Raw genomic sequence first — 21,618 nt, 5'->3', positions numbered from 1 at the left:
CGCGCCGGCCTAGTGTACGACCATGACCCAGGACAAGCCCCTGAGCGGCATGCTGCTCATGACCGGTTTCTGCATTCTCGCCCCGCTCGGCGATGCCTTCGCCAAGATCCTCGGCGAGACGGTGCCGCTCGGCCAGTTGCTGCTGGTGCGCTTCGCGCTGCAGGCAGCTCTGCTGATCCCGGTCGTGTGGCTCGTCCGGGGCAGCCTACGCATGCCGATACGGTTGCTGCATCTCACTGTGCTGCGCACCATCCTGCACATCCTCGGCATCGCCGCGATGTTCGCCTCGCTGCGCTTCCTGCCGCTGGCCGACGCCATCGCCATCGCCTTCGTGATGCCGTTCCTGATGTTGCTGCTCGGCCGTTTCGTGCTGGGTGAGGAAGTCGGCCCCTACCGGCTGATGGCCTGCATCGTCGGCTTCGCCGGCACTCTGCTGGTGATCCAGCCGAACTACGCCGCCGTCGGCGCCCCCGCCCTGCTACCGCTCGGCGTCGCCGTCGCCTTCGCCCTGTTCATGATGGTCACCCGCAGCATAGCCAAGGCGACCGACCCGATCAGCCTGCAGGCGGTCAGCGGCCTGATCGCCACCGCCATTCTGGGCAGCGCCTGGCTGGCCTTTTCCAGCGCCGACGTACCGGGGCTCGGGTTCGTTTCGCTGGAAGGGCGGGAAGTCTGGTTGCTGGGCGCTATCGGAGTGCTTGGCACCGTCGCACACCTGCTGATGACCTGGTCGCTGCGGCTGGCGCCTGCCGCGACGCTGGCGCCGATGCAATATCTGGAGCTGCCCTTCGCGACGCTGATCGGCTTCGTGATCTTCAGCGATCTGCCCGACACGCTTGCCTCGCTCGGCATCGTGCTGACGATCTGCTCCGGCCTCTACGTCATCCACCGCGAGCAGGTAGCAGCGCGGCGGAAGGCCGCTGCCGTTGTCGGAGCCTCTCCGGCGAACGCCGGCAGCCAGGCCTGACCGTTCGTCAGACGGTGCCGCCCCAGCCCAGTGCCGCGACCAGAAGCGACGTTCCCAGCAGGAAGACGACGAGCGCGGCAAACCCCTCGATGCCGGCGTGAAGGCGCGCGGCAGCACGGCCGCCGACGCTGCGCAGCGCAAAGTCCTTGGCAACCACGGCCAGCACCGCCAGCACCGAGACCGTCAGCCCGGTGCCGACCGCCATGGCGAAGGTCGCGGCAACACCCGCCAGCGCCAGCCCCTGCGAGATGCCGAAGACCAGCACCACCAGCGCACCCGTGCAAGGCCGCAGCCCGATGGCAAGGATGACCGACCAGGCACGCGTCAGGGAGAACTCCCCTGTCAGCATCGACGGCGGCGGCGCATGCACATGGCCGCAACTGCCGCAAACCTCGCCTGCCTCGTGGGCGTGGTCATGGTGGTGCGCATGATCATGATCGTGATGCACATGACCGTGTCCATGATCGTGGTGATGATGATCGTGATCGTGGGAGTGATCATGCGTGCAGACAGCCACCGCCTGCGCACCGAGCGCAACGGGACGGCGCGGCGTCAGCATCGGCTTCACGATCTTGCGCCAAACCAGATAGGCGCCGAGCAGGGCGACCGCCGCATAAGAGCCGATCTCGAACCAGCGGGTGGTCTCCGTGATGGCGATCGAGGTCATGCGCAGCAGCACGGATGCAATGCCGATCACTGCCACCGCCGTCACCGCCTGGGCAAAGGCGGAGGCGAAGGACAGGGCAATGCCGCGGCGCAGGGTCTCGCCGTTCGCCAGCACGTAGGAGGAAATCACCGCCTTGCCGTGGCCCGGGCCGGCAGCATGGAAGACGCCATAGAGGAACGACAGCCCCATCAGCCACCAGCCGGCGCTGCCGTCCTCCTTCATCGCCTTGATTGCGGTCGTCAGCGAAGCATAGAAGGCCTTCTGCTGCTGGGCGATCCAGCCGAAGAAGCCCGAAAAAATCCCGCCGGGCGCCACGGATGGCTCGACCAAGCCGACCCCGAAGGGCGAGGGCGCGGCGAGCGCGGGCATGGTGGCAGCAACGACAAGACAGGTGAACGCCAGAAAAACGGCAAGCCGGGACGGGACGCGCAGGCCAGGACGGATCATCGGATGCCTCATCGGCAGGCCCTCACTTGCAGCCGATCCTTGCGGAATTCGACAGGGTCTCGGTGATCTGTACCAAGTCGGGAGGCAGTTCCCGTTCGCTCTGCGGGATCGCGGCGAGCGTGGTCGCGGTCTGCGGATCCAGCGGCGGCGGCGGCGTGAAGTCGAGCGTGCAGGTCTTGGGCGCGTCCACCATCGCAAACGGCGTATCCTGCGTCATCTCGAAGGCGACGAAATAATTCGGATCGAAGACGTCGAGCTCGACGTTCGAGGCATCGATCACTCGCGCCTCGCGCAGCGGCAGCGTGAAGAACAGGGTCAGCCGGCCACCATAGAAGTCGAGCCAGTATTCGCTCGGCGGTTCGAAGGCGATGTCCGCGCCGTCCTGATGCAGAAAGGTGAAGAAATCGTATTCGGCGAGCGACTCCACATTTACCTGCGCCAGCGGCTGCAGCTCCTCGCGGGACAGTTCGCCGTCGCCGTTTTCGTCGAGCCCCTGTACGGCGAAGGCGGTAAACGCCTCATCGAAGCTCCACACATGCCGCACGGCCGACAGGCGCCCCGCCTCGTCGAAGACCACCTCCGCGCGCGACTCCACGAAGACATGCGGATGGGCATTGGCCGCACCGGCAAGGCCGGCCGTCAGGGCGGCGGCAATGAGTCCGGTCTTCCACATGCAGAAAATCACTCCCACGTTCGAATCCGTGTTGCCGATATTGGCAAACTTCACGGCAACAGCAAGGCAAGCGGTCTCAGCCGGCATGCCCGCCGGACCCTGCACCGACGGCGCTCATCGGCAGACCGGCCGCTATAAATCGGATAAATTTTCCTAATCTTGATGCGTAAAAGGATATTTTTATGGATCTTTAAACGCTCAACTGAAAAGAAAAGACGGAAATTTCGAGTTAATCGACCTATATTTTTCTTGTCCATAAATGAGAGATGCCACATGGCTCGGCGGCGCCCCACACGGGCTGCGCTCCCTTCGTGACATCTGTTGCACGTTGCCTGACCGGGCAGGAGGAGACCCGTCATGAATGCCCCAGTGATCGGCCGCAAGCTTCAATCGGTGGAGAACGGCATGTTCGATCATCCGGAATTTCGAGGCCACGAGCAGGTGGTCTTCGGCCATGACCGCGCGAGCGGCCTGTTCACCATCATCGCCGTCCATGACACCCGCCTCGGCCCAGCCCTCGGCGGCTGTCGCATGTGGGCCTATGCCAACAGCGCCGAGGCACTGACCGACGCGCTGCGCCTATCGCGCGGCATGACCTACAAGAACGCATTGGCCGGCCTCGACCTTGGCGGCGGCAAGGCCGTGATCATCGGCGATGCCCGCAGCGCCAAGACGCCCGACCTGCTTGCCGCCTTCGGCGCCCAGGTCGACCGGCTGGGCGGCACCTATATCACCGCCGAGGACGTCGGCATCAGCGCGCCCGACATGGAGATCGTCGCCACCCGCACCGATCATGTGCGCGGCACGCGCGCCACGGGTCTCGGCGATCCCTCGCCTTACACCGCGCTCGGCGTTTTCTGTGGCATCCGTGCAGCACTCCGCCATCGCTTCGGCTCGGACAGCCTGGAGGGACGCAAAGTTTGTATTCAGGGCCTCGGCCATGTCGGCATGGATCTCGCCGGGCGGTTGCACCGTGCTGGCGCGCGCCTTGTGCTGGCCGACATCCACAAGCCGACCCTGGAGGATGCCGTCGCCCGCTTCGGTGCCGAAGGAGTTGATGCCGATCGCGCCCATGCGGCGGATGTCGACGTCTTTGCGCCTTGCGCTCTCGGAGCGGGGCTCAACGACGACACGATCCCTCAGATCCGCGCCGGCATCGTCGCAGGCGCGGCCAACAACCAGTTGGCCGAGGAACGCCACGACGAAGCGTTGCGCCGGCGCGGCATCCTCTATGCGCCGGACTATGCCATCAATGCCGGCGGGGTGATCTCCGTCGCGCTGGCGACCCCGGGAGGCGACGACGCCTTGGTACGGGGCAAAGTCGAGGCCATCGACGAGACGCTCACGCGCATTTTCGAGCGGGCCGAGCGCCTGTCCCTGCCGACGCAGAAAGTGGCCGATACGCTGGCGGAGGAACGGCTGGCCGCCGCCTGAATATCAAGAGCGGGATCGGAAAGCAGGCGCGAGATCAGCAGACCTCGCCCTGCCGCCGCCGCTCGGCGAACCACTCGCCGAGGAAATCGACGAAGGCGCGCACCTTGCCCGACAGGTGACGCCGGTGCGGGTAGACGACATAGATCGCCTGTCCTTCGGGGTGGAAACCTTCCAGCATCGGCTCGAGGCGTCCTTCCGCCAGATCCCGATGCACGAAGATATAGGGAATGCGAAGGAACCCGAGACCGGCGACAGCCGCCGCACGCGCCGCCTCGGCGCTGTTCACCTCCACACGGCCCTTCACCGGCACGCTGATCCGGTTGCCGTCGACCTGGAACTGCCAGTTGTTCCGAAAGCGATAATTGTTGTCGATGATGCAAGGCAGGCTCGCCAGGTCTTGCGGATGCTGCGGCCGTCCGAAACGCGCGATCGCCTCCGGCGAGGCGCAGACCACGCCGCGAAACGGCGCCAGCTTGCGGGCGATCAGACTGGAGTCAGTCAGTTCCGCCACGCGGATCGCCGCATCGAACCCCTCCTCTACCAGATCGACGAACCGGTCCTCCAATCGCAGGTCCACGGAAATCTGTGGCTCGGCGGCTAGAAACGCCATGATCGCCGGATTCAGGAAGTCGTCGCCCATCGAACGCGGGGCGGAAATGCGCAAGGTGCCGCGTGCTTCCTGGTGGGTGTTCTGGATCGAGGCCTTGAGGTCGTCGATGCGGGTCAGGATATCGCTCGCCTCCTTGTAGAAGGCATGGCCTACCTCGGTCATCGAGATCTGGCGGGTGGTGCGGTTGAGAAGCCGGGCGCCGAGCTCGTCCTCCAGTTCGCCGACATATTTCGAGACCAGCGCCTTGGAGCGGCCCAGCTCGCGCGCCGCGGCCGAAAATCCGCCGGCATCGACCACCTTCAGGAAGCAGCGCATCCGGCTGAGCGTATCCATGCCGTCCCCCTTGTGCCCCGTCTGCCGCCGAAGCGGCTCAGGCGTCCCGCCGCCGACGTAGCCGTCGCGTCGCCCTGCCGAAAATCCCCGCTCCGAACAGCACCGTCAGGAAGCCTCCGGCCGCCGTGACCGCCCCTTCCATCGTCGCCGGCACCGCCGGCTCGAAGTCCTCGAAGGCGCGGCTTGCGATCTGCGGATCGAGATCGCGCACCATCACGGCGAGCCGGCCGAAGGGGCCGGCATCGCGGAAGGCCTCCTGCTGCCGTTGAAGGCTTGCCAGGCGATCGAGCGCACGCTGCGCGCGCTCGCCCTGGGCGGCAACCAGCCGGTCGGACGAGCCCTCCAGCCGGTCGATGGCCTCGCCCGGCGTCAGGCCATGGGTGGCGGCATCGGCACGAAACTCCTCGACCACCTGGGTGAGCGCGTCGATGGCCCCGCCGAGCCGCTGGCGGTATTGCTGGGCAAACTCCGGGAGCTGGGACGTGGTGACGCCGCCGAGCAGCGCAACAGCCAGTGCCATGGTACGAGCGATCATGGTCCGTCCCTTCCCTTCCAGCGCGCTAGAGCGAGACGAGGCCCGCCTCGCCGGCTTCGGTGCCGAAGGCCAGCTGTGTGCCTTCGTCGTTCCAGGCGAGCGCACTGACCGCCCCCTCTCCCGGACGCCTGAGCAACACCTCTTCGCCGTCCGAGAAGCGCGCCATCAGCACCAGTCCGTCCTGGTAGCCGATAGCCACGACCTCTTCGTGCGGGTGACAGGCGACGCGCGTGACGACCTGATCGCCGCGGGCACCCAGCTGCAGCGGTTGCTGGCCCATCGGCCCGCTCTTGCCGAAGAAGGGCCACACGATTGCGGCATTGGCACCGGAGGTCGCGAGATAGCGTCCCTTTGCCGACCAGCTCATCGAGCGGATCTTGCCGGGATAGCCGGTCATCCGCATGTCCTGCCCGTCGGACAGCCGCCAGCCGTGCAGCGCGTTCTCCTGCATGGTCGTCACCAGATACTTGCCGTCCGGCGAGAATGTGACGTCCTTGTGCGCGCCCTTCCAGTCGAGCAGCTGCGGCGCTGCGGCCGTGTTGACGAATTGCAGGGTCGCCCCGTCGTAGCGGGCGATCGCCAGCCGCAGTCCCTTCGGCGCGAAAGCAAGCCCGCCGACGGCGCGGCCTTGCGAGAAGTCCTTCACGGTGTCATCGGACTGGCGAACGAATGCACTGCGCCCGGCGCCATAGGCAACTGCGCGCTGCGGACCGGCCGCGAGCATGTCGATCCACTTGCGCGGCATCTCGGCAAGCGTCTCGACGGTGCCGTCGGCGCAAAGGCGCCGCACCGTCCCGTCATCGCCGCCGGACAGCAGCGCGTCGCCCTCCAGCGTGCGGCAGGCGACGAGCAGCCCGCCGTCATGGACGGGGATGCGGCGCTCGCCTGCATCGGTGAGAAGAAGCACGGCGCCAGCGCCGGAGGCGAAGGCCGGCTGCCCCCGGAGGAAGGCAGCCGCCACAACGAAACCGCCCGGATCGAGCGGAGCAACGGAGACCATCCCGATCAGGCCTCGCACGCCTTGAACGCGACCTCGAGCGCATCGAAATCGAGTTCGCGGCCGATCACCACCAGGCGGCTGTTGCGGGCTTCCCCGTCCTTCCACTCGCGCTGATGGTCGCCCTCCAGGATCATGTGGACGCCCTGCACCACATAGCGCTGCGGGTCGTCCTTGAAGGCGATGATGCCCTTCAGCCGCAGGATGTTCGGCCCGTTGACCTGGGTCATGTCGCCGATCCAGCGGAAGAAGACCTGCGGGTCGAGCTCGCCTGCGGTCATCGACACGCTCTTCACCGAATGCGGCGCATCGTGGTCGTGGTGATGGTGGTGATCATGGCCGTGATCGTGCCCATGATGGTGATGATGATGGTCGTGGTCGCAGTCCGGCCCGCATTCGTGCGTGTGCTCGGCCTCTTCCAGGAAATGCGGATCGAGCGACAGGATCCGCTCCAGGTCGAAAGCGCCCCGGTTCAGCACCTCGTCCAGCGGCACCGCGCAGCGCTCGCTGCGGATCCGCTTGGCATAGGGGTTGATCGACTGGATGCGCGTCTCGACGGCCTTCAGTTCGTCTGCGGTCACCAGGTCGGTCTTGTTGAGCAGGATCACGTCGGCGAAGGCGATCTGGTCCTCGGCCTCTTCCGTGTCGGCCAGCCGCTGCAGCACGTGGCGGCAGTCGACGACGGCAACCACCGCATCCAACTTCGCCTTGGCGCGCACGTCCTCGTCCATGAAGAAGGTCTGCGCCACCGGTGCCGGATCGGCAACGCCGGTGGTCTCGACGACGATGGCGTCGAAGCTGCCCTGGCGCTTCATCAGGTTCTCGACGGTGCGGATCAGGTCGCCGCGAACGGTGCAGCAGATGCAGCCGTTGTTCATCTCGAAGATTTCCTCGTCGGATTCGACGAGCAGGTCGTTGTCGATGCCGATCTCGCCGAACTCGTTGACGATCACCGCATAGCGGGTGCCGTGGTTCTCGCTGAGGATGCGGTTGAGCAGCGTCGTCTTGCCGGCGCCGAGATAGCCCGTCAGCACGGTAACGGGAATCTTGCTGTCCTGGGATAGGGTCATGGCCTTGCCTGTATCTGACTTGGGCGCGGCCCGGCGAGGATCGCCGGCCGCGCTTTCCCGTGAATATGGGGTGCGTTACCCATCGCAGTACCGAATTTTCCGCGCCTTGGCAAAATCTGGCGCGCGAGGCGAGGCGCAAGACGCTAGAGCAGGAAAGGAAAGCCGCCCTCGAGCTTCAAGAGCGCGATCTTGGTCTCGCTGCCGCCTTCCCCCGAATACCCGCCGAGACCGCCGGCCGACAGCACCCTGTGACAGGGAATAATCACCGGGATCGGGTTCGCGCCGCAAGCCTGACCGATCGGCTGGCCAAAGGTGGAGAGCCGGGCCGCAAGGTCGCCATAGGTGCGCGTCTCGCCATAGGGAATGGCCAGCAACTCGCGAAACACCGACTGCTGGAACGCGTTGCCGGCCGGCGCCAGGGGCAGGTCGAAGCGCGTCAACTCGCCGGCGAAATAGCGCCGCAGCTGGTCGAGCGCCTCCTCCAGAAGCGGCGTCGGCGATGCGTCCCGGCGGCGCCCCCAGCCGACACGCACAATGGCGTCCCGCTCCGCCTCTATCTCCAGAGGACCGACAGGGGTATCGAGATGTGCAACATCGCTCACGACAACCGCTCCGGAAAGTGCGCGGGGATACCCCGGCGGCCCATGACATCACTCCCCTTCCACGGGGCGTAAGCCCGCGATATCAAGGGCCTCAATGACTTTATCATGACCACACCGTGCGGACGACATCGCCTGCCCGGTCCCGGGAGGAACCATGCTGAAAACCATCGAAGGCTTCAACAGGATCGGCGAAGAGAACGCCTTCGCCGTGCTGGCGCGTGCCACCGAACTCGCCCGCACGGGCAAGGACATCATCAATCTCGGCATCGGCCAACCCGATTTCCGCACGCCCGACCACATCGTCGAGGCGGCGGTGAAGGCACTGCGCGACGGCCATCACGGCTATACGCCGGCGACCGGTATCCTACCTCTGCGCGAAGGCGTTGCAGCCGACATCGAAAAGCGCATCGGCGTTGCCGTCGATCCCGACAAGGTCGTCGTTGTGCCGGGCGGCAAGGTCACCATGTTCATGGCGATCCTGATGTTCGGCGAGCCCGGCGCGGAAATCCTCTATCCGGATCCCGGCTTTCCTATCTACCGCTCGATGATCGAGTTCACCGGCGCGACGCCGGTGCCGGTGCCGATCCGCGAGAAGAACGACTTCGCCTTCTCCGCGGAGGAAACGCTCGGCCTGCTGACGCCAAAGACCCGCCTGATTATTCTCAACTCGCCCGCCAACCCGACCGGCGGCGTGACGCCGCGCGCCGAGATCGAGAAGCTGGTGGCCGGCCTTGCCGCACGTCCCGACATCGCCATCCTGTCGGACGAGATCTACGGCCAGATGACCTATGACGGTGCGGTCCACACCTCGCTGCTGGAGTTCGAGGCGATCCGCGACCGGCTGATCCTGCTCGATGGCTGGTCGAAGACCTATGCCATGACCGGATGGCGCATGGGCTATGCGGTCTGGCCGCAGGCCCTGATCGACAAGGCGCGCAAGCTCGCGGTCAACTGCTGGTCCTGCGTCAACGCGCCCGCCCAATATGCCGGCCTTGCCGCGCTGGAGGGGCCGCAGGATGCGGTCGCCGACATGATGCGGGAATTCGACAAGCGCCGGAAACTGGTGGTGGATGGGCTGAACGCCCTGCCCGGTGTCAGTGCACGCACGCCCACGGGCGCCTTCTACGCCTTCCCCAACATCTCCGCGACCGGCTGGAAGGCCAAGCCCCTGGCAAGCGCGCTGCTGGAGGAAACCGGCGTTGCCACCATCGGCGGGCCGGATTTCGGCATTCTCGGCGAGGGCTATATCCGCCTGTCCTACGCCAACTCGGCCGAAAACATCGCCCGCGCGCTGGAGCGCATGGGCGAGTTCCTGTCGGAGAAGGCCAAGTAGGTTCTGAGGCGCCGGATCAGCGCGCTGTCGGAATGAGTGCCGACAGCGCCACCGCCCGCTCGGGCACCAGCAGCAGGAAGGCGCCGGCCGGCGCCACCGAGGCCAGAGCCTCGCTCTCCCCCACATCGAAGGCGGCGAGCACGCTGCCGTTGGCGAGGACGAACTCGATGCCACCCTCCGGCGGCACGCGCCAACCCAGTTGCGGCAGCTCGCCGCCGGCCGGGCTCGTGCAGGCGCTCATGTCAGCGCGAAACGCGTCCTGCGGAAAGAGGCCGCCAGCCGCCTCGGCCTTAAGATGAAGCCGGCAAACCGCACCCGACACCTCGTCGATGAGCTGCCATTGCCCGGCGACGCGCGCCTCGACCGGCTGAGCGCCCGTGAAGCCGGTGCCGAAGAACACCAGCGAGAACAGCGTGACGGCGACGAGAACGCCGATCCGTTGCATGTGAAGCGCCATGATCCCGTTCCTGCTTCTGCAAGGCGCGCGCGATGCGCAACCTGGTCCGGCAGCGGATGAGGACGGACGGTCTCAACCGCTCGTACCATCATCACCCGACTGCAATCGGAACAGGATCGGCCGAACCCATTAACGCTTCGTTAAGCTTGTTCAGACCTTTCGCACGAAAGGCGTCTCGGCGACCGGGGTAACCGGCTTTCCATCCCGGAACCAGGACAGCAGGTTGTCGACAACGAGCTGGCCCATGGCGTTGCGGGTGTGCTGCGACGCCGATCCCACATGCGGCAGCAGGACCACGTGCTCCATGTCGATGAGCGCCTGCGGCACCCGCGGCTCGTCCTCGAAGACATCGAGACCGGCGGACAGGATCGTTCCGTCCTGCAAGGCCTTCACCAGCGCCGGCTCGTCGATCACCGTCCCGCGGCCGACATTGACGACGATGCCGTCCGGCCCCAGCGCCTTCAGCACCTCGGCATTGACGATCCCCTTTGTGGAAGCGCCGCCGGGTGCCACCACCATCAGCGTGTCGCAGGCCTCGGCCATGCCCAGCAGCGTCTCGTGATAGCGATAGGCAACATCCGGCTGGCGCGAGCGGCCGTGATAATGGATCTCGAGGCCGAACGCCTCGGCGCGCGTTGCGATCGCCTTGCCGATACGGCCGAGGCCGAGAATGCCGAGCTTGCGTCCGCGCAGCGTCGCACGTGTGAGCGGAAACGGCCCCTTTGCCACCCACTGTCCGGCACGCAGGTAGCGCTCGGCCGCCGGCAGTTCGCGCGCCGCCATCAAGAGCAGGCTCATCGCGGTGTCGGCGACTTCCTCGCTCAAAACGTCGGGCGTGTTGGTGACGCAAATGCCCTTCGTCGCGCAGTAGCGGGCATCGACGGAATCGTAGCCGACACCGAAATTCGCGACGATCTCCAGCGACGGCAGCCGGTCGATCAGCGCGGCATTGACCGGAACATGCGCCCCGCCTGCCACCGCCTGAATGCGCGCGCGCAGATCGGCGGGCAATGCGGCCACGTCCGCCGCCGCCACCCGATTGACGGTGAAGTGCTTATCGAGACTCGTCTCCACCAGCGGCAGCATACGTCCGAGCATCAAGATTTCGGCCAGCGCCATTATGTCTTTCTCCCTTTAAGATCACATGGGGGATTGCACGAATCCTCACCCCGCAGCCCCTCCTGGCGGCGGAGTGCTCTCGCGGATGTTGAGGGTCGGCGCGATCATGCGACGCTCGTCGCCGACGGCTTCTCCGCCGATCTGGCGCAGGATCAGCTCCGCCGCCTCGCGGCCGATGCGACCCGGATTGTTGCCGACCGACGTCAACGACGGCGAACCGCCGGCGGCCCCATCGGTGTCGTCATAGCCGCCGACCGCCATCCCGGTCCCCGGTTCTACGCCGGAACGCTTCAGCGCGTCGATCAGCCCGAAGGCGATGAGATCGTTGAAGCCGAAGACGGCTGTCGGTCGAGACTGCGCCGCCAGAAGCGCCGGCACCGCGTCGCGCCCGTCCGCCTGTGTCATCAACTCGGGGATGTCCACCTGGGCGGCCGGATCGAGACCCGCCGCCTCCAGCGCCTGGCGCCAGCCGAGATTGCGGTCGCGACCGGCCGAACTGCGGCGTCTGCCGCCGACCATAGCGATACGTTCGTGCCCTTGCGCGATCAGATGCTCGGTGAGCATACGCCCGCCGGCGATATCGTCGCCTCGAACCACCGGGGCCCGCGCTCCCTCCACATCGCGGCAGATCAGCGTCACCGGGATGCCGGTCTCGACCAGTTGGTTGATTTCTTCGGCGGTGGTGTCGACGGAGGCGCACAGAAGCAGGCCATCGATGCGGTGCTGCAGCAGGCTGTCGACGAAACTGCGCTGGCGTCGCACGTCGTCCCGGTGATTGCAGATCAGGACGACCTGCTGCTCCCGTCCCAGCTCGTCCTCCAGCGCGCGGAAGATCTCGGCGAAATACGGGTTGAGGATATCGTGGACGGCAATGCCGACCATGTTGGAGCGCGCGGTGCGCAAGGCTGCGGCCGAGCGATTGTAGATATAGCCGACGCCACGGGCATGCGCCTTGATCCGGTCGCGGGTTTCCGCTGCGACCAGAGGCGAATTGCGCAGGGCAAGCGATACCGTGGCCGTCGAGACCTGAAGCTCTGCCGCCATGTCGCCGAGCGTGATGCGCCGGTGCGCGCTGCGAGAGGAAGTACGCGAGGATGAGGCATCAGCCGGGCCAGCTCCGGTCTCGCCTGCCGACCTGTCGGGACGATCCCGGTTCGGGGAAGATCTGTCGCTCACGATGCGTCCCTCGCACCGGATCGCTTGCCTGCGACCCTAATCGATTGAAAGATCGCCCATCGCACGAGAGCACACAAGGCGAACCTATCCCCGCCCTAGCGATGCGGCGTCGGCCGCTACCTCTGCCTTCGAGATCTTGCGCTCGCGATAGAGGATGTAGAGGCCCGAGGCGGTGACGATGGAGGCGCCGATCACCGTGTAGACGGTCGGGACGTCGGCAAAGACGAGATAGCCGAGCGCCACCATCCACAGGATCTGCGTATACATGAAAGGCGCCAGCACCGGGGCCGGCGCCAGCACATGTGCGCGGATCAGCGCGAAATGACCGATGCCGCCCAGCGCGCCGGTGGCCAGCAGCAGCACCCAGTGCCAGGCACTGGACGGCATCTGCCAGGCGGAAATGCCGAAGGGCGCGATTGCAGTGGCAGCGACGATTGCTGAGATCATCAGCATTCCGACCGGCGAATCGGTCTGTGTCAGCATGCGTGTTGTCAGCACGTAGATCGCATAGCAGAGCATCGAGCAGACAGAGAGCAGGGCCGCCCAGTGCATCTCGCCGAAGCCCGGCCGCGTGACGACCAGAATGCCGATGAAGCCGACGATAATCGCCATCCATCGGCGCAGACCGGCCCATTCGTTCAGCAGCGGCCCCGCCAGCGCGGTCACCACGAAGGGCGTCGCGAACATGATCGACACCGTCTCGGCCAGCTGCATGTAGCGGATCGCGAAAAAGTTGAACGCCGTCGAGCCCAACAGGCAAAGAGCCCTGAGAATCTGCAAGCCCCAGCGGCGCGTGTGCAGCACCTGCGGCGTACGCCAGAGACGGAACAGCAGGATACCGTAGAAGATATGCGTCATGAACCGCATCCACACGACCTGCTCGGTCGGCAGATACTGACCGAGATACTTCGCCGTCGTATCGAGGCAGGAAAAACACAGGAAGGCGAAACAGATCAGCGCAATGCCGATGAAACGCTCCGGAATGAGCTGATGCCAGCCGCTGACCGCCCGTTGCAGGGAATCCAAGATATACCCTCACTCGTCTGCCGACCGGCGCCGGCAGGTCGACGCACTCCATCGGTCACGACCGGAATCGTGCATTTGTCCTATTAATTAGAGTAGATCAGGGAATCTTGCGACTTGTCATGTCGCGGAAATGCACACCGGCTATGCGCTGGAGGCAACCCGGACCGTCGCTTCGCGCAGGGCACGCGCGCAAAACGCAGCACGCTCCTGGGTGCACTCCGCTGAACATGCAGGAAAACGGCAGAAATCTTGGCCTACTCGGCGTCGTCGACCTCGAGATCGACCTCGTCGACGGTCCGAGAGCCGAGGTTCTTCTCGACCTGCCTGAGCAGCTTGCGCAGCTTCTTGCGGTCCTTCTCGTCGAGACCGGTAAGCGCCTCCCGCTCGAGACGTTTCCATGCCCGATCGATCGTCTCGACCAGCGCCCGGCCCTCGTCGGTAAGGAAGACCCGGGCAAGGCGCCCGTCGGTTTCGGAGGCCGCGCGGCGCAGGAAGCCCTGCGCCGAAAGGCGGGTCACCATCTTGGTGATGGTCGGCGGCTGTACCGAGAGCACGGCCGCAAGCTGGCTCATGGTTTGGCCGTCGTCTTCCGACAGAACCTTGAGCACGGCTTCCTGACCCGGATGAAGCCCGATCCGGGAGAGGTGGATGCCTGCGCGCGAACGTTGGGCCTTGGCCGTTTGAGCCAGGCGAAACGTCACGCTCTTTTTGTAATTGAACGCCATGTCTCGCCTTCTAATGCCGGCAAATGAAAGCTTGATGACAGCGAACGAAAATCGCACCCATCCTTCATGGCCAATCCCGGACATGACGTCCACATCCGCATAATGCGTCCGGAATGACACGGAATCAAAAGGGATTCGCCGCCAAGGCGAAAACACCTGCCCGGTAGTCAGGTACCGAAGCGGACAGAAAGGCGGCTTACCACCGCGCCAGCTTGCGTTTCACTTTCTCAAGATAGCGCCTGCGACTGTCGTCGGTGGAGGTGTCCATCTTGTAGTGGGCAAGATAGCGGACACGGCACCACGGATGGCACAGGGCCCGGATGCCGCGCAACACGGTCTTGCGGCCCGGCTCGCCGATCACCTTCGACACCAGCCACGACGCGCCGCAGGTCGTGACCACCGCGATCTTGCGGATATGCTGCATGCGCGGCCGCGTGCCGGTTGTCTCCGTGGGAATATCGAAGGTGACATGGGGGATCCAGACCCGGTCCAGATAGCCCTTGAGCATCGCCGGCAGCCCGTACCACCAGGTCGGGTAGACGAAGAGCAGCGCCTCGGCCCACAGGATGTCTTCGACATGCTCGGCGACCGGGTCCCGGTTGACCGCCGGATCGGCGTAGCGCCGCCATTCGCTCTCCTGCATCACGGGATCGAACCCGCTTGCATAAAGGTCGGTAAGGCGCGTCTCGTGGCCGGCGGCGCCCAGTGTTTCCACCGCCGCCTTGCACAAAGCTGCGGCAAAGCTGTCCGAAGCGGGATGGCAGAAGATCACAAGAACGCGCATCAAAGCCTCTCGAGTTCCGCCGTAACGCGCGCGACGAAAGCCTTGCGTCCGGCCTCATCGATCCGGTTCATGTCGTAGAGCGCCAGATAGGACAGCCGCCCGGTCGGCGCGATCAGCGCCCGTAGCACCCTTCTCACCAGTTTGCGCGGCGGATCGCCGACCAGACAGGCGCGCAGCCGACTGCCGCCATAGGTGGTGACCGCAACGAGCCTGCGGATGTGCTGGAGGTTGGGCACGACCTTGCCGTCGCGCATCCGAAAGGAAACGCCGGGCAGGAACACCCGGTCGAAATAGCCCTTCAGGATCGCCGGAAAGCCGAAGTTCCAGACCGGGTAGACGAGCACGATCGCCTCCGCCCGCATCAGCTGCTCGACATAGTCCGCCACCGGTTCGCGATTGCGCTCCACGTCATGATAGGCGAACCGCTCCTCCCGGCTGAGGACCGGGTCGAAGCCCTTGGCGTAAAGATCGCATTCCTCGACCGAATGGCCCGCGGCCACGAGCACCCGCAGTGCCTCGGTCTTGAGCGCGGCGGAGAAGCTTTCCTCCACCGGATGCGCATGGATGAGCAGCACGCGCAAGGGAGCCGGCCTATCGTGCGAGACCGGGGAACAGGAATGTCTGCTCGGCCGAGAAATCGAAATCCGGATTTTCCCAGGCGATCATCTTGCCGGGATTGAGCAGACCCTTGGGGTCGGCTTCGCCCTTGAAGGAGAGCTGCACCGCATCGGTCTGCTTCATGCCGCCCTCTTCGAGCGTGTAGCGATGCGGATTGAAGATCGGACAGCCGAGGTCCTCATGGATGCGGATGATCTCGTTGAGCCGCTCCTCGGTCGTGTAGCGCACCACCGGCAGGCCGAAGCAGGTGATCTTGCCGTCGAAGCGCACGAACTCCAGATGCCCCGGCACCTCGTCGCCGAACATCTCGGCCAGCTGCACCGCCTTCTGCACATGATCCGGGAACGGATAGAGCACCTGCAGGTAGGTGATCGTGGGATCGACCCGCAGGCCACGCAGCGTGGTGTGGTTCCAGGTCAGCTCATAGACCGGAGGCAGCCCCTTGCTCTCCTCCTCGCTCGCCAGATCCGAGCGATAGACGACCTCCGCTCCCTTCTGGCGCCGGGTGAACGCGGCGAAAGCATCCATTGCGAAGGGCGCCACCATGAGCGCACAGACGGACTGGTCGGAGCGCAGGAACTTGCGATGACGCAGGAAATAGTCGTGCGGCAGCGGCGCGGCGATCGGTGCGATCTCCTTGGTCAGGATGCCGTCCTGATTGGCAATCGCATCAGCATACCGCGCCGCGCCGGCGAAATCGTCGAAGCCGACCAGCACATCGACCCAGTCGTAGGCTGCCGTCAGCGGCACCGTCACCTCGGTGATGATGCCGTTGGTGCCATAGGCGTGGCTGACCTTGTGCATGTCCTCGCCGGACAGCGTCAGCACCCGCGGCTCGGCCTCCATCGTCACCACCTTCAGCGAGATGATATTGCCGAAATCCCTGAGCCCGCCCCAGTTGATCGACCCGACGCCGCCCGAACCGCCGGCGATGAAGCCGCCGATGGTTGCCGTCCGGTAGGTGGACGGGTGCATGCGCAGTTCCTGCCCCGTGGGACGGACGGCTTCGTCGATGGCGTACATGATCGCACCGGCCTCTGCCCGTACGAAGCCGCGCCCCGTCTCCAGCACCTGGTTCATCTCGGCAAGGCTCAGCACCACACCGCCGGACAGCGGCATGGCCTGGCCATAGTTGCCCGTGCCGGCGCCACGCGTCGTGACCGGGATATTCAGCTCGTAGCAGGCCTTCAACACGCGGATCACATCGGCCTGGCTGCGGGCGCTGACGACGAGATCGGCGGTGACGTCCTCGAGCTGACGCTTGAGAACCGGCGAGTACCAGAAGAAATCACGGCTCTTCTGCCGCACGATCTGCGGGTTGTCCTCGATCGCCAGACCTTCCAGAGCGGTCTTGAGTGCGGCGATGTCATGCATGATTCAAGGCTCCATCAGATCGTCGAGTTCGCGATAGTCGGGCAGTGCGTGCTCAAGGGCAATGCCGGCGCGCAGCACCCGACGGGGTCCGGACGGCCGTGCGCACAGTTCGTTCCAGTTGCGGGCCCGGAACAACACGAGGTCGGCGGCGAGCCCCGCTTCGATCCGCCCGCGCGTCGGATCGCCGAGCAAGCTCGCGGGCGTCGTCGTGACCGTACGTATCCAGTCGCCTGAAGGATGATCGAGATGGAGGATGCGGGTCGCCTGGGTGAACACCTCGACCATATCGAGGTCGCCATAGGCATAGAACGGATCGCGCGTATTGTCGGAGGCGACCGCGACGGGAATGCCCCGCGCCTTCATCTCGTGCAACAGCGTCACCCCGCGCCAGCGCGGCGTCCGCCCGGCCTGCCGGTCCATCAGATACATGTTGCAGAGCGGCAGCGACACCACGCCGATCCCCGCTTTTGCAACGAGGTCAAGCGTGCGATCGACGTCGTCCGCCTCCTGCCGGGCCAGCGAGCAGCAATGACCGCAGACGATCCGTCCCTCGAAGCGGTTGCGCAGCGCGCCCTCGGCAATGAGCGCCAGCGAGCGGGCCTGCGGGTCGGCGGTCTCGTCCACATGGAAATCGAGATCGAGACCACGCTCGGTTGCGGCGCGAAACAGCGCGTCGATATGCCCTTCCAACCCCTCGATCATGTAGGTGACCGCGCCGAGCGTGCCGCCCGTCTTCAGCACCGTATCGGCGATCCGGTCGAGAAAGCCGGGGATCAGAAGGCTTTCGACACCGTAGAGGGCGGACGCCTGCAACTCGACTCGGTCCATCCAGTCCTGCCGGATCTCGGCAAACACCGGCCAGCTGATGTCGTCCTGCGGCGGGATGCTGTCGAGATGCGTGCGGATCATCACCGTGCCATGGGCATGGGCGCAGCGCAGGGCGAAGTCCATGCGCCGCCGCAGGTCCGCTGCCGTCCAGCGCGCAGGCCGATCCGCCGACACCGCCTCCAGCGCCCCGGGAAAAGTACCGTCCGGATTGGGCCGGCGCGGCCAGATGTGGCCCTTGTCGAGATGCGTGTGCATGTCGACGAAGCCGGGCAGCACAAGTCCACCGTCGAGATCGACCACGGTCACGCCGTCACGCCGGTCGAGCAGGCCCGGCGGAGCGATAGCGGCGATCTCGCCGTGCTCGATCTGGATGTCCGCCCGGCCGAGGCCGTCGCCGATATGGTTCAGCGTGCCGCCGGTGACGGCGCTCGGCACAGTGGCATTGGTCAGCAGGGCCCTGCCGGTTGTTGGAATTTCAGGCACGACATGTGTCATCAGGTCAGGAGTCCCGCTTGATCGCGCTTTCGTGCCAGTGGCGCAGCAACAGATGCGACAGCACGCTCAAGCTGGCGAAGATGATGATGCCGGTGACCGAGATGAGCAGGATCGCCGCAAACATGCGCGGGATGTTCAGCCGGTAGCTCGCCTCCAGGATCTTGAACGCAAGCCCCGAACCGAGGCCGCCGGTTCCGGCGACGAATTCCGCAACGATGGCGCCGATCAGCGACAGGCCGCCGGCGATCTTCAGACCGCCGAGGAAATAGGGCAATGCCGCCGGCAGGCGCAGATAGCGCAGCGTCTGCCAGCGGGTCGCCCCATAGAGCTGGAACAGGTTGCGCAGGTTGTGGTCAGCGGAGTTCAGCCCGAGCGTCGTGTTCGACAGGATCGGAAAGAACGCGACGATCCACGCGCAGATCAAGAGGCCGGCGATCTTCGAGGGCACGTAGATGAAGATCAGCGGTGCGATGACGATGACCGGTGTCACCTGCAGGATCACCGCATAGGGAAAGAACGACATCTCCACCCATTTCGACTGGGCAAAGAGGACCGCGAGACCGACGCCACCAATGGTGGCGATGACCAGCGCCCCAAGCGTGATCGCGATGGTGATCAGCAGGGCCGGCCACAGCATCGACCAGTCGGCGATGAGCGCCTGCACCACCCGGTCTGGACCGGGCAGGATGTAGTGGGGCACCTTGAAGGCGTCGACATACCACTGCCAAAGGGCGATCGTCGCAACCATCACCACCACCGGCAGCAGCCAGCGGGCGGTCCGGTCGACACGCTCGCGGCGCGCCTTGCGCAGTTCCGCCGGATCGACGGGCGCAGCCGCCTCGACGTTCAAGCTTGCGGTGGTGTCCAGGTTGGCCGTCATCCGGTCGTCCTCTGGCTGTTCGACGGAAAGCGGCGCAGGTCGCCTCGACCCGGCACCGCAACTTAGTGGTTGCTGTCGCCTTCTGCGGCCATCGCTGCCTGCAACGCCTCGGATGCGCTGCGGCAATGGTCGGAATAGGCGTGCGAGGTGCGGAAAGTCTCGTCCCGCGGATACGGGGCATCCACGGAAAGGTCGGCAACGACGCGCCCGGGCCGGGCCGCCATCACGACGATCCGGTTGGACAGATAGACGCTCTCGAACACCGAGTGGGTCACGAAGATCACGGTCCAGCCGAACTCCTGCCACAGGCGCAGCAGGTCGTTGTTGAGGCGGAAGCGGGTGATCTCGTCGAGCGCAGCGAAGGGCTCGTCCATCAGCAGAAGTCGCGGCTTCGTGACGAGCGCCCGGGCGATGGAAACGCGCATTTTCATGCCGCCGGACAATTCGCGCGGATAGCTTGTCGCGAACCGCTCCAGCCCCACCATCTCAAGCGCCTCCATCACGGTCGCACGGGAGGCGTCGGCGGATTTGCCCTTCAGCTTGAGCGGCAGGTGCACATTGTCGAACACCGTCGCCCAGGGCATCAGCGTCGGCTCCTGGAACACGAAGCTGATGGCGTGGTCATGGGCACCGGGTCGCTCGTCCGGCCACACCAAGCGGCCTGCCGTCGGGCTAGACAGCCCGGCGATGATCCGCAACGCCGTCGACTTGCCGCAGCCAGAGGGGCCTAGCAGGCTGACGAACTCGCCGCTGTTGATGTCGAGCGTCATGTCCTTCAGCGCCACGGTGGCGTTGGCGAAGGTCTTCGACACCCGCTGCAGCGAGACGATGGGCTTGCGCGGGGCGGCATCGCCCCCCGCAGTCATGATCGGGGAGGCGCTCATCGCGCGCCTCCCTTCGCCGCCGGCCGGACCGGCCGGATCGCTCTGCAACTGGACAAGGCCGTTCAGTTCCCCGTCAGCTTCTTCTTCACATCGAGGCCTACGCCCTTGTTCACGAACTCGAGCGTGTAGGTCTTCTTGATGTCGAGCCCGTCCTCGATGACGCCGGCCTTGACCATCTTCTGATAGAAGTCGGTCATGCGCTCGTCGGTCATCGCGCCGATGCCCATCGTCTCCGTATCGCCGGAATCGACGATGCCGTACTCCTTCATCTTCTCGATGGAGAAGGCGATCTGCTCGTCCGACATTTCGGGATTGGCCGCCTTGATCGCTGCGTTCGCAGCGGAATTATCGCCATAGAGATAGTTGTTCCAACCGATGGCCGAGCCCTCGACGAAGCACTTCACGACCTCGGGACGATTGGCGATCGTGTCCGCCATCGTCTCCACGGTGGTGGCATAGGTGCTGAAGCCGTAGTCGGCGATCAGATAGATGTCCGGCACGAACCCGCCCTCACGCTCGACCGCAAAGGGCTCAGACGTCACGTAGCCCTGCTGGCCGGCCGCAGGATCGGCCAGGAACGGCGCCGGGTTGAACGTGTAGGGACGGCGCTGCTCGACGGTGAAACCGAACTCGGAGATCATCCACTGGTAGTAGGAGGCAAAGCCGTTGTCGCCGATCAGCAGCGGCGCGGTACCGGCCATCGCCTCGAAGCTCTCATACTTGCCGGGATGAGTGATGATGACCTGCGGCTCCTTCTGGAAGTCGGCTGCCACCACGACGACGGGGATGTCCTCGCGCAGGGCGAAGAAGGCCTGCAGCATGTTGCCGCCCATCAGGAAGTCGATCTTGCCGGCCAGCATGAGCGCCCGGTTGTTCACTTGCGGACCGCCCGACACGATGGTGACGTCGAGACCGCAGGCTTCGTAGGTGCCGTCGGCAACGGCCTGGTAGTAGCCGCCATGCTCGGCCTGGGCGAGCCAGTTGGTGCCGAACGTCACCGCCTCCTGGGCAAGCGATCCGCTCGCCGAAATCGAAACAAGCACAAGTGCCGCGCCCCCCAGCAGGGCGCCCTTCGAAACTGTCCGCATGATGCTGTTCGCCTCCAGAAATGCTCCAAACCCGTTTCGGCCTTGAAGAGCCGTCCGTCCCGTTCTTGTTTGAGGGCGATCCGCGCTCCCGGAGCAGGAACCGCCACAGCCGACCGAGTATGATCGGCCCTTGAGGATCGGCCACGCTCAAATTGCAGCCATCTCCTCGCAGCACAGCAATCGACGTGCCATACGCCTCGCAATACCAGTCAATTCTGACAGTCCTGCAAGGGCTGGAACCGTTTCTGGAACCTGCGCCGAAGGGACAATGGCAGAATAGACCAGGCAAGTCCCTTTCAGCGGCGCTTCATGGCATCGACGCGCCACACTAACCCAGCTTGTCCGCACAAAAAAGCGGCATGACGACCTGCGGTTACGCCGGAAATTTCATCACACCGCATCGCTTCGACGATGGATGGATCTTTCGCGGCAGGGCCCGATACGGCTAGCGTTGCCGGCAACGCCTTACGTCCCTTCCCTGCCATAGGCGGTTCGA

The 21,618-nt window shown here is 65.2% G+C and carries 22 protein-coding genes; 3 read left to right on the top strand and 19 right to left on the bottom strand.

Annotated features, from left to right (window positions below; translation table 11 throughout):
- The first annotated feature begins 22 nt into the window (after positions 1–22).
- Complete coding sequence (locus MNI96_RS03715; protein ID WP_249690520.1) at positions 23–967, top strand: DMT family transporter; 945 nt, start codon at positions 23–25, stop codon at positions 965–967.
- A 7-nt stretch (positions 968–974) separates the two neighbouring features.
- On the opposite strand, the gene MNI96_RS03710 is transcribed toward MNI96_RS03715, so the two are convergent.
- Complete coding sequence (locus MNI96_RS03710) at positions 975–2,081, bottom strand: nickel/cobalt transporter (protein WP_249690518.1); 1,107 nt, start codon at positions 2,079–2,081, stop codon at positions 975–977.
- Positions 2,082–2,103: 22 nt separating this feature from the next.
- Entirely contained in the window at positions 2,104–2,754 is a 651-nt protein-coding gene (locus MNI96_RS03705) for a DUF1007 family protein (RefSeq protein WP_249690516.1), read from the bottom strand.
- Positions 2,755–3,111: 357 nt separating this feature from the next.
- Here MNI96_RS03705 and MNI96_RS03700 point away from each other — a divergent pair, with 357 nt between their 5' ends.
- Entirely contained in the window at positions 3,112–4,188 is a 1,077-nt protein-coding gene (locus MNI96_RS03700; RefSeq protein ID WP_249690514.1) for a Leu/Phe/Val dehydrogenase, read from the top strand.
- Positions 4,189–4,222: 34 nt separating this feature from the next.
- On the opposite strand, the gene MNI96_RS03695 is transcribed toward MNI96_RS03700, so the two are convergent.
- The 5 genes from MNI96_RS03695 to MNI96_RS21960 form a co-directional block, all read right to left on the bottom strand.
- Positions 4,223–5,131, bottom strand: coding sequence for a LysR family transcriptional regulator (locus tag MNI96_RS03695; protein WP_249690512.1), 909 nt, complete (start codon positions 5,129–5,131; stop codon positions 4,223–4,225).
- Between the two features lie 37 nt (positions 5,132–5,168).
- Positions 5,169–5,666: a DUF2937 family protein gene (locus MNI96_RS03690; RefSeq protein ID WP_249690510.1), complete on the bottom strand. Its 498-nt coding sequence runs from the start codon at positions 5,664–5,666 to the stop codon at positions 5,169–5,171.
- A 25-nt stretch (positions 5,667–5,691) separates the two neighbouring features.
- Complete coding sequence (locus MNI96_RS03685) at positions 5,692–6,666, bottom strand: WD40 repeat domain-containing protein (protein WP_249690508.1); 975 nt, start codon at positions 6,664–6,666, stop codon at positions 5,692–5,694.
- A 5-nt stretch (positions 6,667–6,671) separates the two neighbouring features.
- Positions 6,672–7,733 carry a CobW family GTP-binding protein gene (locus MNI96_RS03680; protein WP_249690506.1) on the bottom strand — a complete coding sequence of 354 codons (1,062 nt, stop codon included), beginning with the start codon at positions 7,731–7,733 and terminating at the stop codon, positions 6,672–6,674.
- A gap of 143 nt (positions 7,734–7,876) precedes the next feature.
- Complete coding sequence (locus tag MNI96_RS21960; protein ID WP_249690504.1) at positions 7,877–8,335, bottom strand: methylated-DNA--[protein]-cysteine S-methyltransferase; 459 nt, start codon at positions 8,333–8,335, stop codon at positions 7,877–7,879.
- 154 nt (positions 8,336–8,489) lie between these two features.
- On the opposite strand from MNI96_RS21960, the gene MNI96_RS03670 reads away from it, so the two are divergent.
- Positions 8,490–9,668: a pyridoxal phosphate-dependent aminotransferase gene (locus MNI96_RS03670; RefSeq protein ID WP_249690502.1), complete on the top strand. Its 1,179-nt coding sequence runs from the start codon at positions 8,490–8,492 to the stop codon at positions 9,666–9,668.
- Positions 9,669–9,684: 16 nt separating this feature from the next.
- Here the strand turns inward: MNI96_RS03670 and MNI96_RS03665 are convergent, their stop codons facing one another.
- The 12 genes from MNI96_RS03665 to MNI96_RS03610 form a co-directional block, all read right to left on the bottom strand.
- Positions 9,685–10,125 carry an AprI/Inh family metalloprotease inhibitor gene (locus MNI96_RS03665; RefSeq protein ID WP_249690500.1) on the bottom strand — a complete coding sequence of 147 codons (441 nt, stop codon included), beginning with the start codon at positions 10,123–10,125 and terminating at the stop codon, positions 9,685–9,687.
- A gap of 150 nt (positions 10,126–10,275) precedes the next feature.
- On the bottom strand, positions 10,276–11,244 hold the full coding sequence (locus tag MNI96_RS03660; protein WP_249690498.1) for a 2-hydroxyacid dehydrogenase: 969 nt from the start codon (positions 11,242–11,244) through the stop codon (positions 10,276–10,278).
- A 45-nt stretch (positions 11,245–11,289) separates the two neighbouring features.
- Positions 11,290–12,420 (bottom strand): LacI family DNA-binding transcriptional regulator, encoded by a 1,131-nt coding sequence (locus MNI96_RS03655; protein ID WP_249690496.1) that lies wholly within the window; start codon positions 12,418–12,420, stop codon positions 11,290–11,292.
- 84 nt (positions 12,421–12,504) lie between these two features.
- The gene (locus tag MNI96_RS03650) at positions 12,505–13,446 is read right to left on the bottom strand and encodes a DMT family transporter (protein ID WP_249690494.1); all 942 of its coding nucleotides are present in this window, start codon (positions 13,444–13,446) and stop codon (positions 12,505–12,507) included.
- A gap of 254 nt (positions 13,447–13,700) precedes the next feature.
- Positions 13,701–14,171 carry a MarR family winged helix-turn-helix transcriptional regulator gene (locus tag MNI96_RS03645; protein WP_249691349.1) on the bottom strand — a complete coding sequence of 157 codons (471 nt, stop codon included), beginning with the start codon at positions 14,169–14,171 and terminating at the stop codon, positions 13,701–13,703.
- A gap of 196 nt (positions 14,172–14,367) precedes the next feature.
- The gene (locus MNI96_RS03640) at positions 14,368–14,955 is read right to left on the bottom strand and encodes an NAD(P)H-dependent oxidoreductase (RefSeq protein ID WP_249690492.1); all 588 of its coding nucleotides are present in this window, start codon (positions 14,953–14,955) and stop codon (positions 14,368–14,370) included.
- Positions 14,955–15,536, bottom strand: a complete 582-nt coding sequence (locus MNI96_RS03635) for an NAD(P)H-dependent oxidoreductase (protein ID WP_249690491.1) — start codon at positions 15,534–15,536, stop codon at positions 14,955–14,957. Before MNI96_RS03635 ends, MNI96_RS03640 begins: the two co-directional genes overlap by 1 nt.
- 10 nt (positions 15,537–15,546) lie before the next feature.
- Positions 15,547–16,947 (bottom strand): FAD-binding oxidoreductase, encoded by a 1,401-nt coding sequence (locus MNI96_RS03630; protein ID WP_249690488.1) that lies wholly within the window; start codon positions 16,945–16,947, stop codon positions 15,547–15,549.
- Positions 16,948–16,950: 3 nt separating this feature from the next.
- Positions 16,951–18,270, bottom strand: coding sequence for a cytosine deaminase (locus MNI96_RS03625; RefSeq protein ID WP_249690486.1), 1,320 nt, complete (start codon positions 18,268–18,270; stop codon positions 16,951–16,953).
- A gap of 4 nt (positions 18,271–18,274) precedes the next feature.
- Positions 18,275–19,150 carry an ABC transporter permease gene (locus tag MNI96_RS03620; RefSeq protein WP_249690485.1) on the bottom strand — a complete coding sequence of 292 codons (876 nt, stop codon included), beginning with the start codon at positions 19,148–19,150 and terminating at the stop codon, positions 18,275–18,277.
- A 62-nt stretch (positions 19,151–19,212) separates the two neighbouring features.
- Positions 19,213–20,034, bottom strand: coding sequence for an ABC transporter ATP-binding protein (locus MNI96_RS03615; RefSeq protein ID WP_249690483.1), 822 nt, complete (start codon positions 20,032–20,034; stop codon positions 19,213–19,215).
- Between the two features lie 62 nt (positions 20,035–20,096).
- Positions 20,097–21,122: an ABC transporter substrate-binding protein gene (locus MNI96_RS03610; RefSeq protein ID WP_249690481.1), complete on the bottom strand. Its 1,026-nt coding sequence runs from the start codon at positions 21,120–21,122 to the stop codon at positions 20,097–20,099.
- Positions 21,123–21,618 lie beyond the last annotated feature (496 nt).

Origin of the sequence: Stappia sp. WLB 29 (assembly GCF_023507705.1) — a bacterium.
Classification (GTDB): Bacteria; Pseudomonadota; Alphaproteobacteria; order Rhizobiales; family Stappiaceae; genus Stappia.
This window is presented reverse-complemented; position numbering and strand designations above follow the sequence as displayed.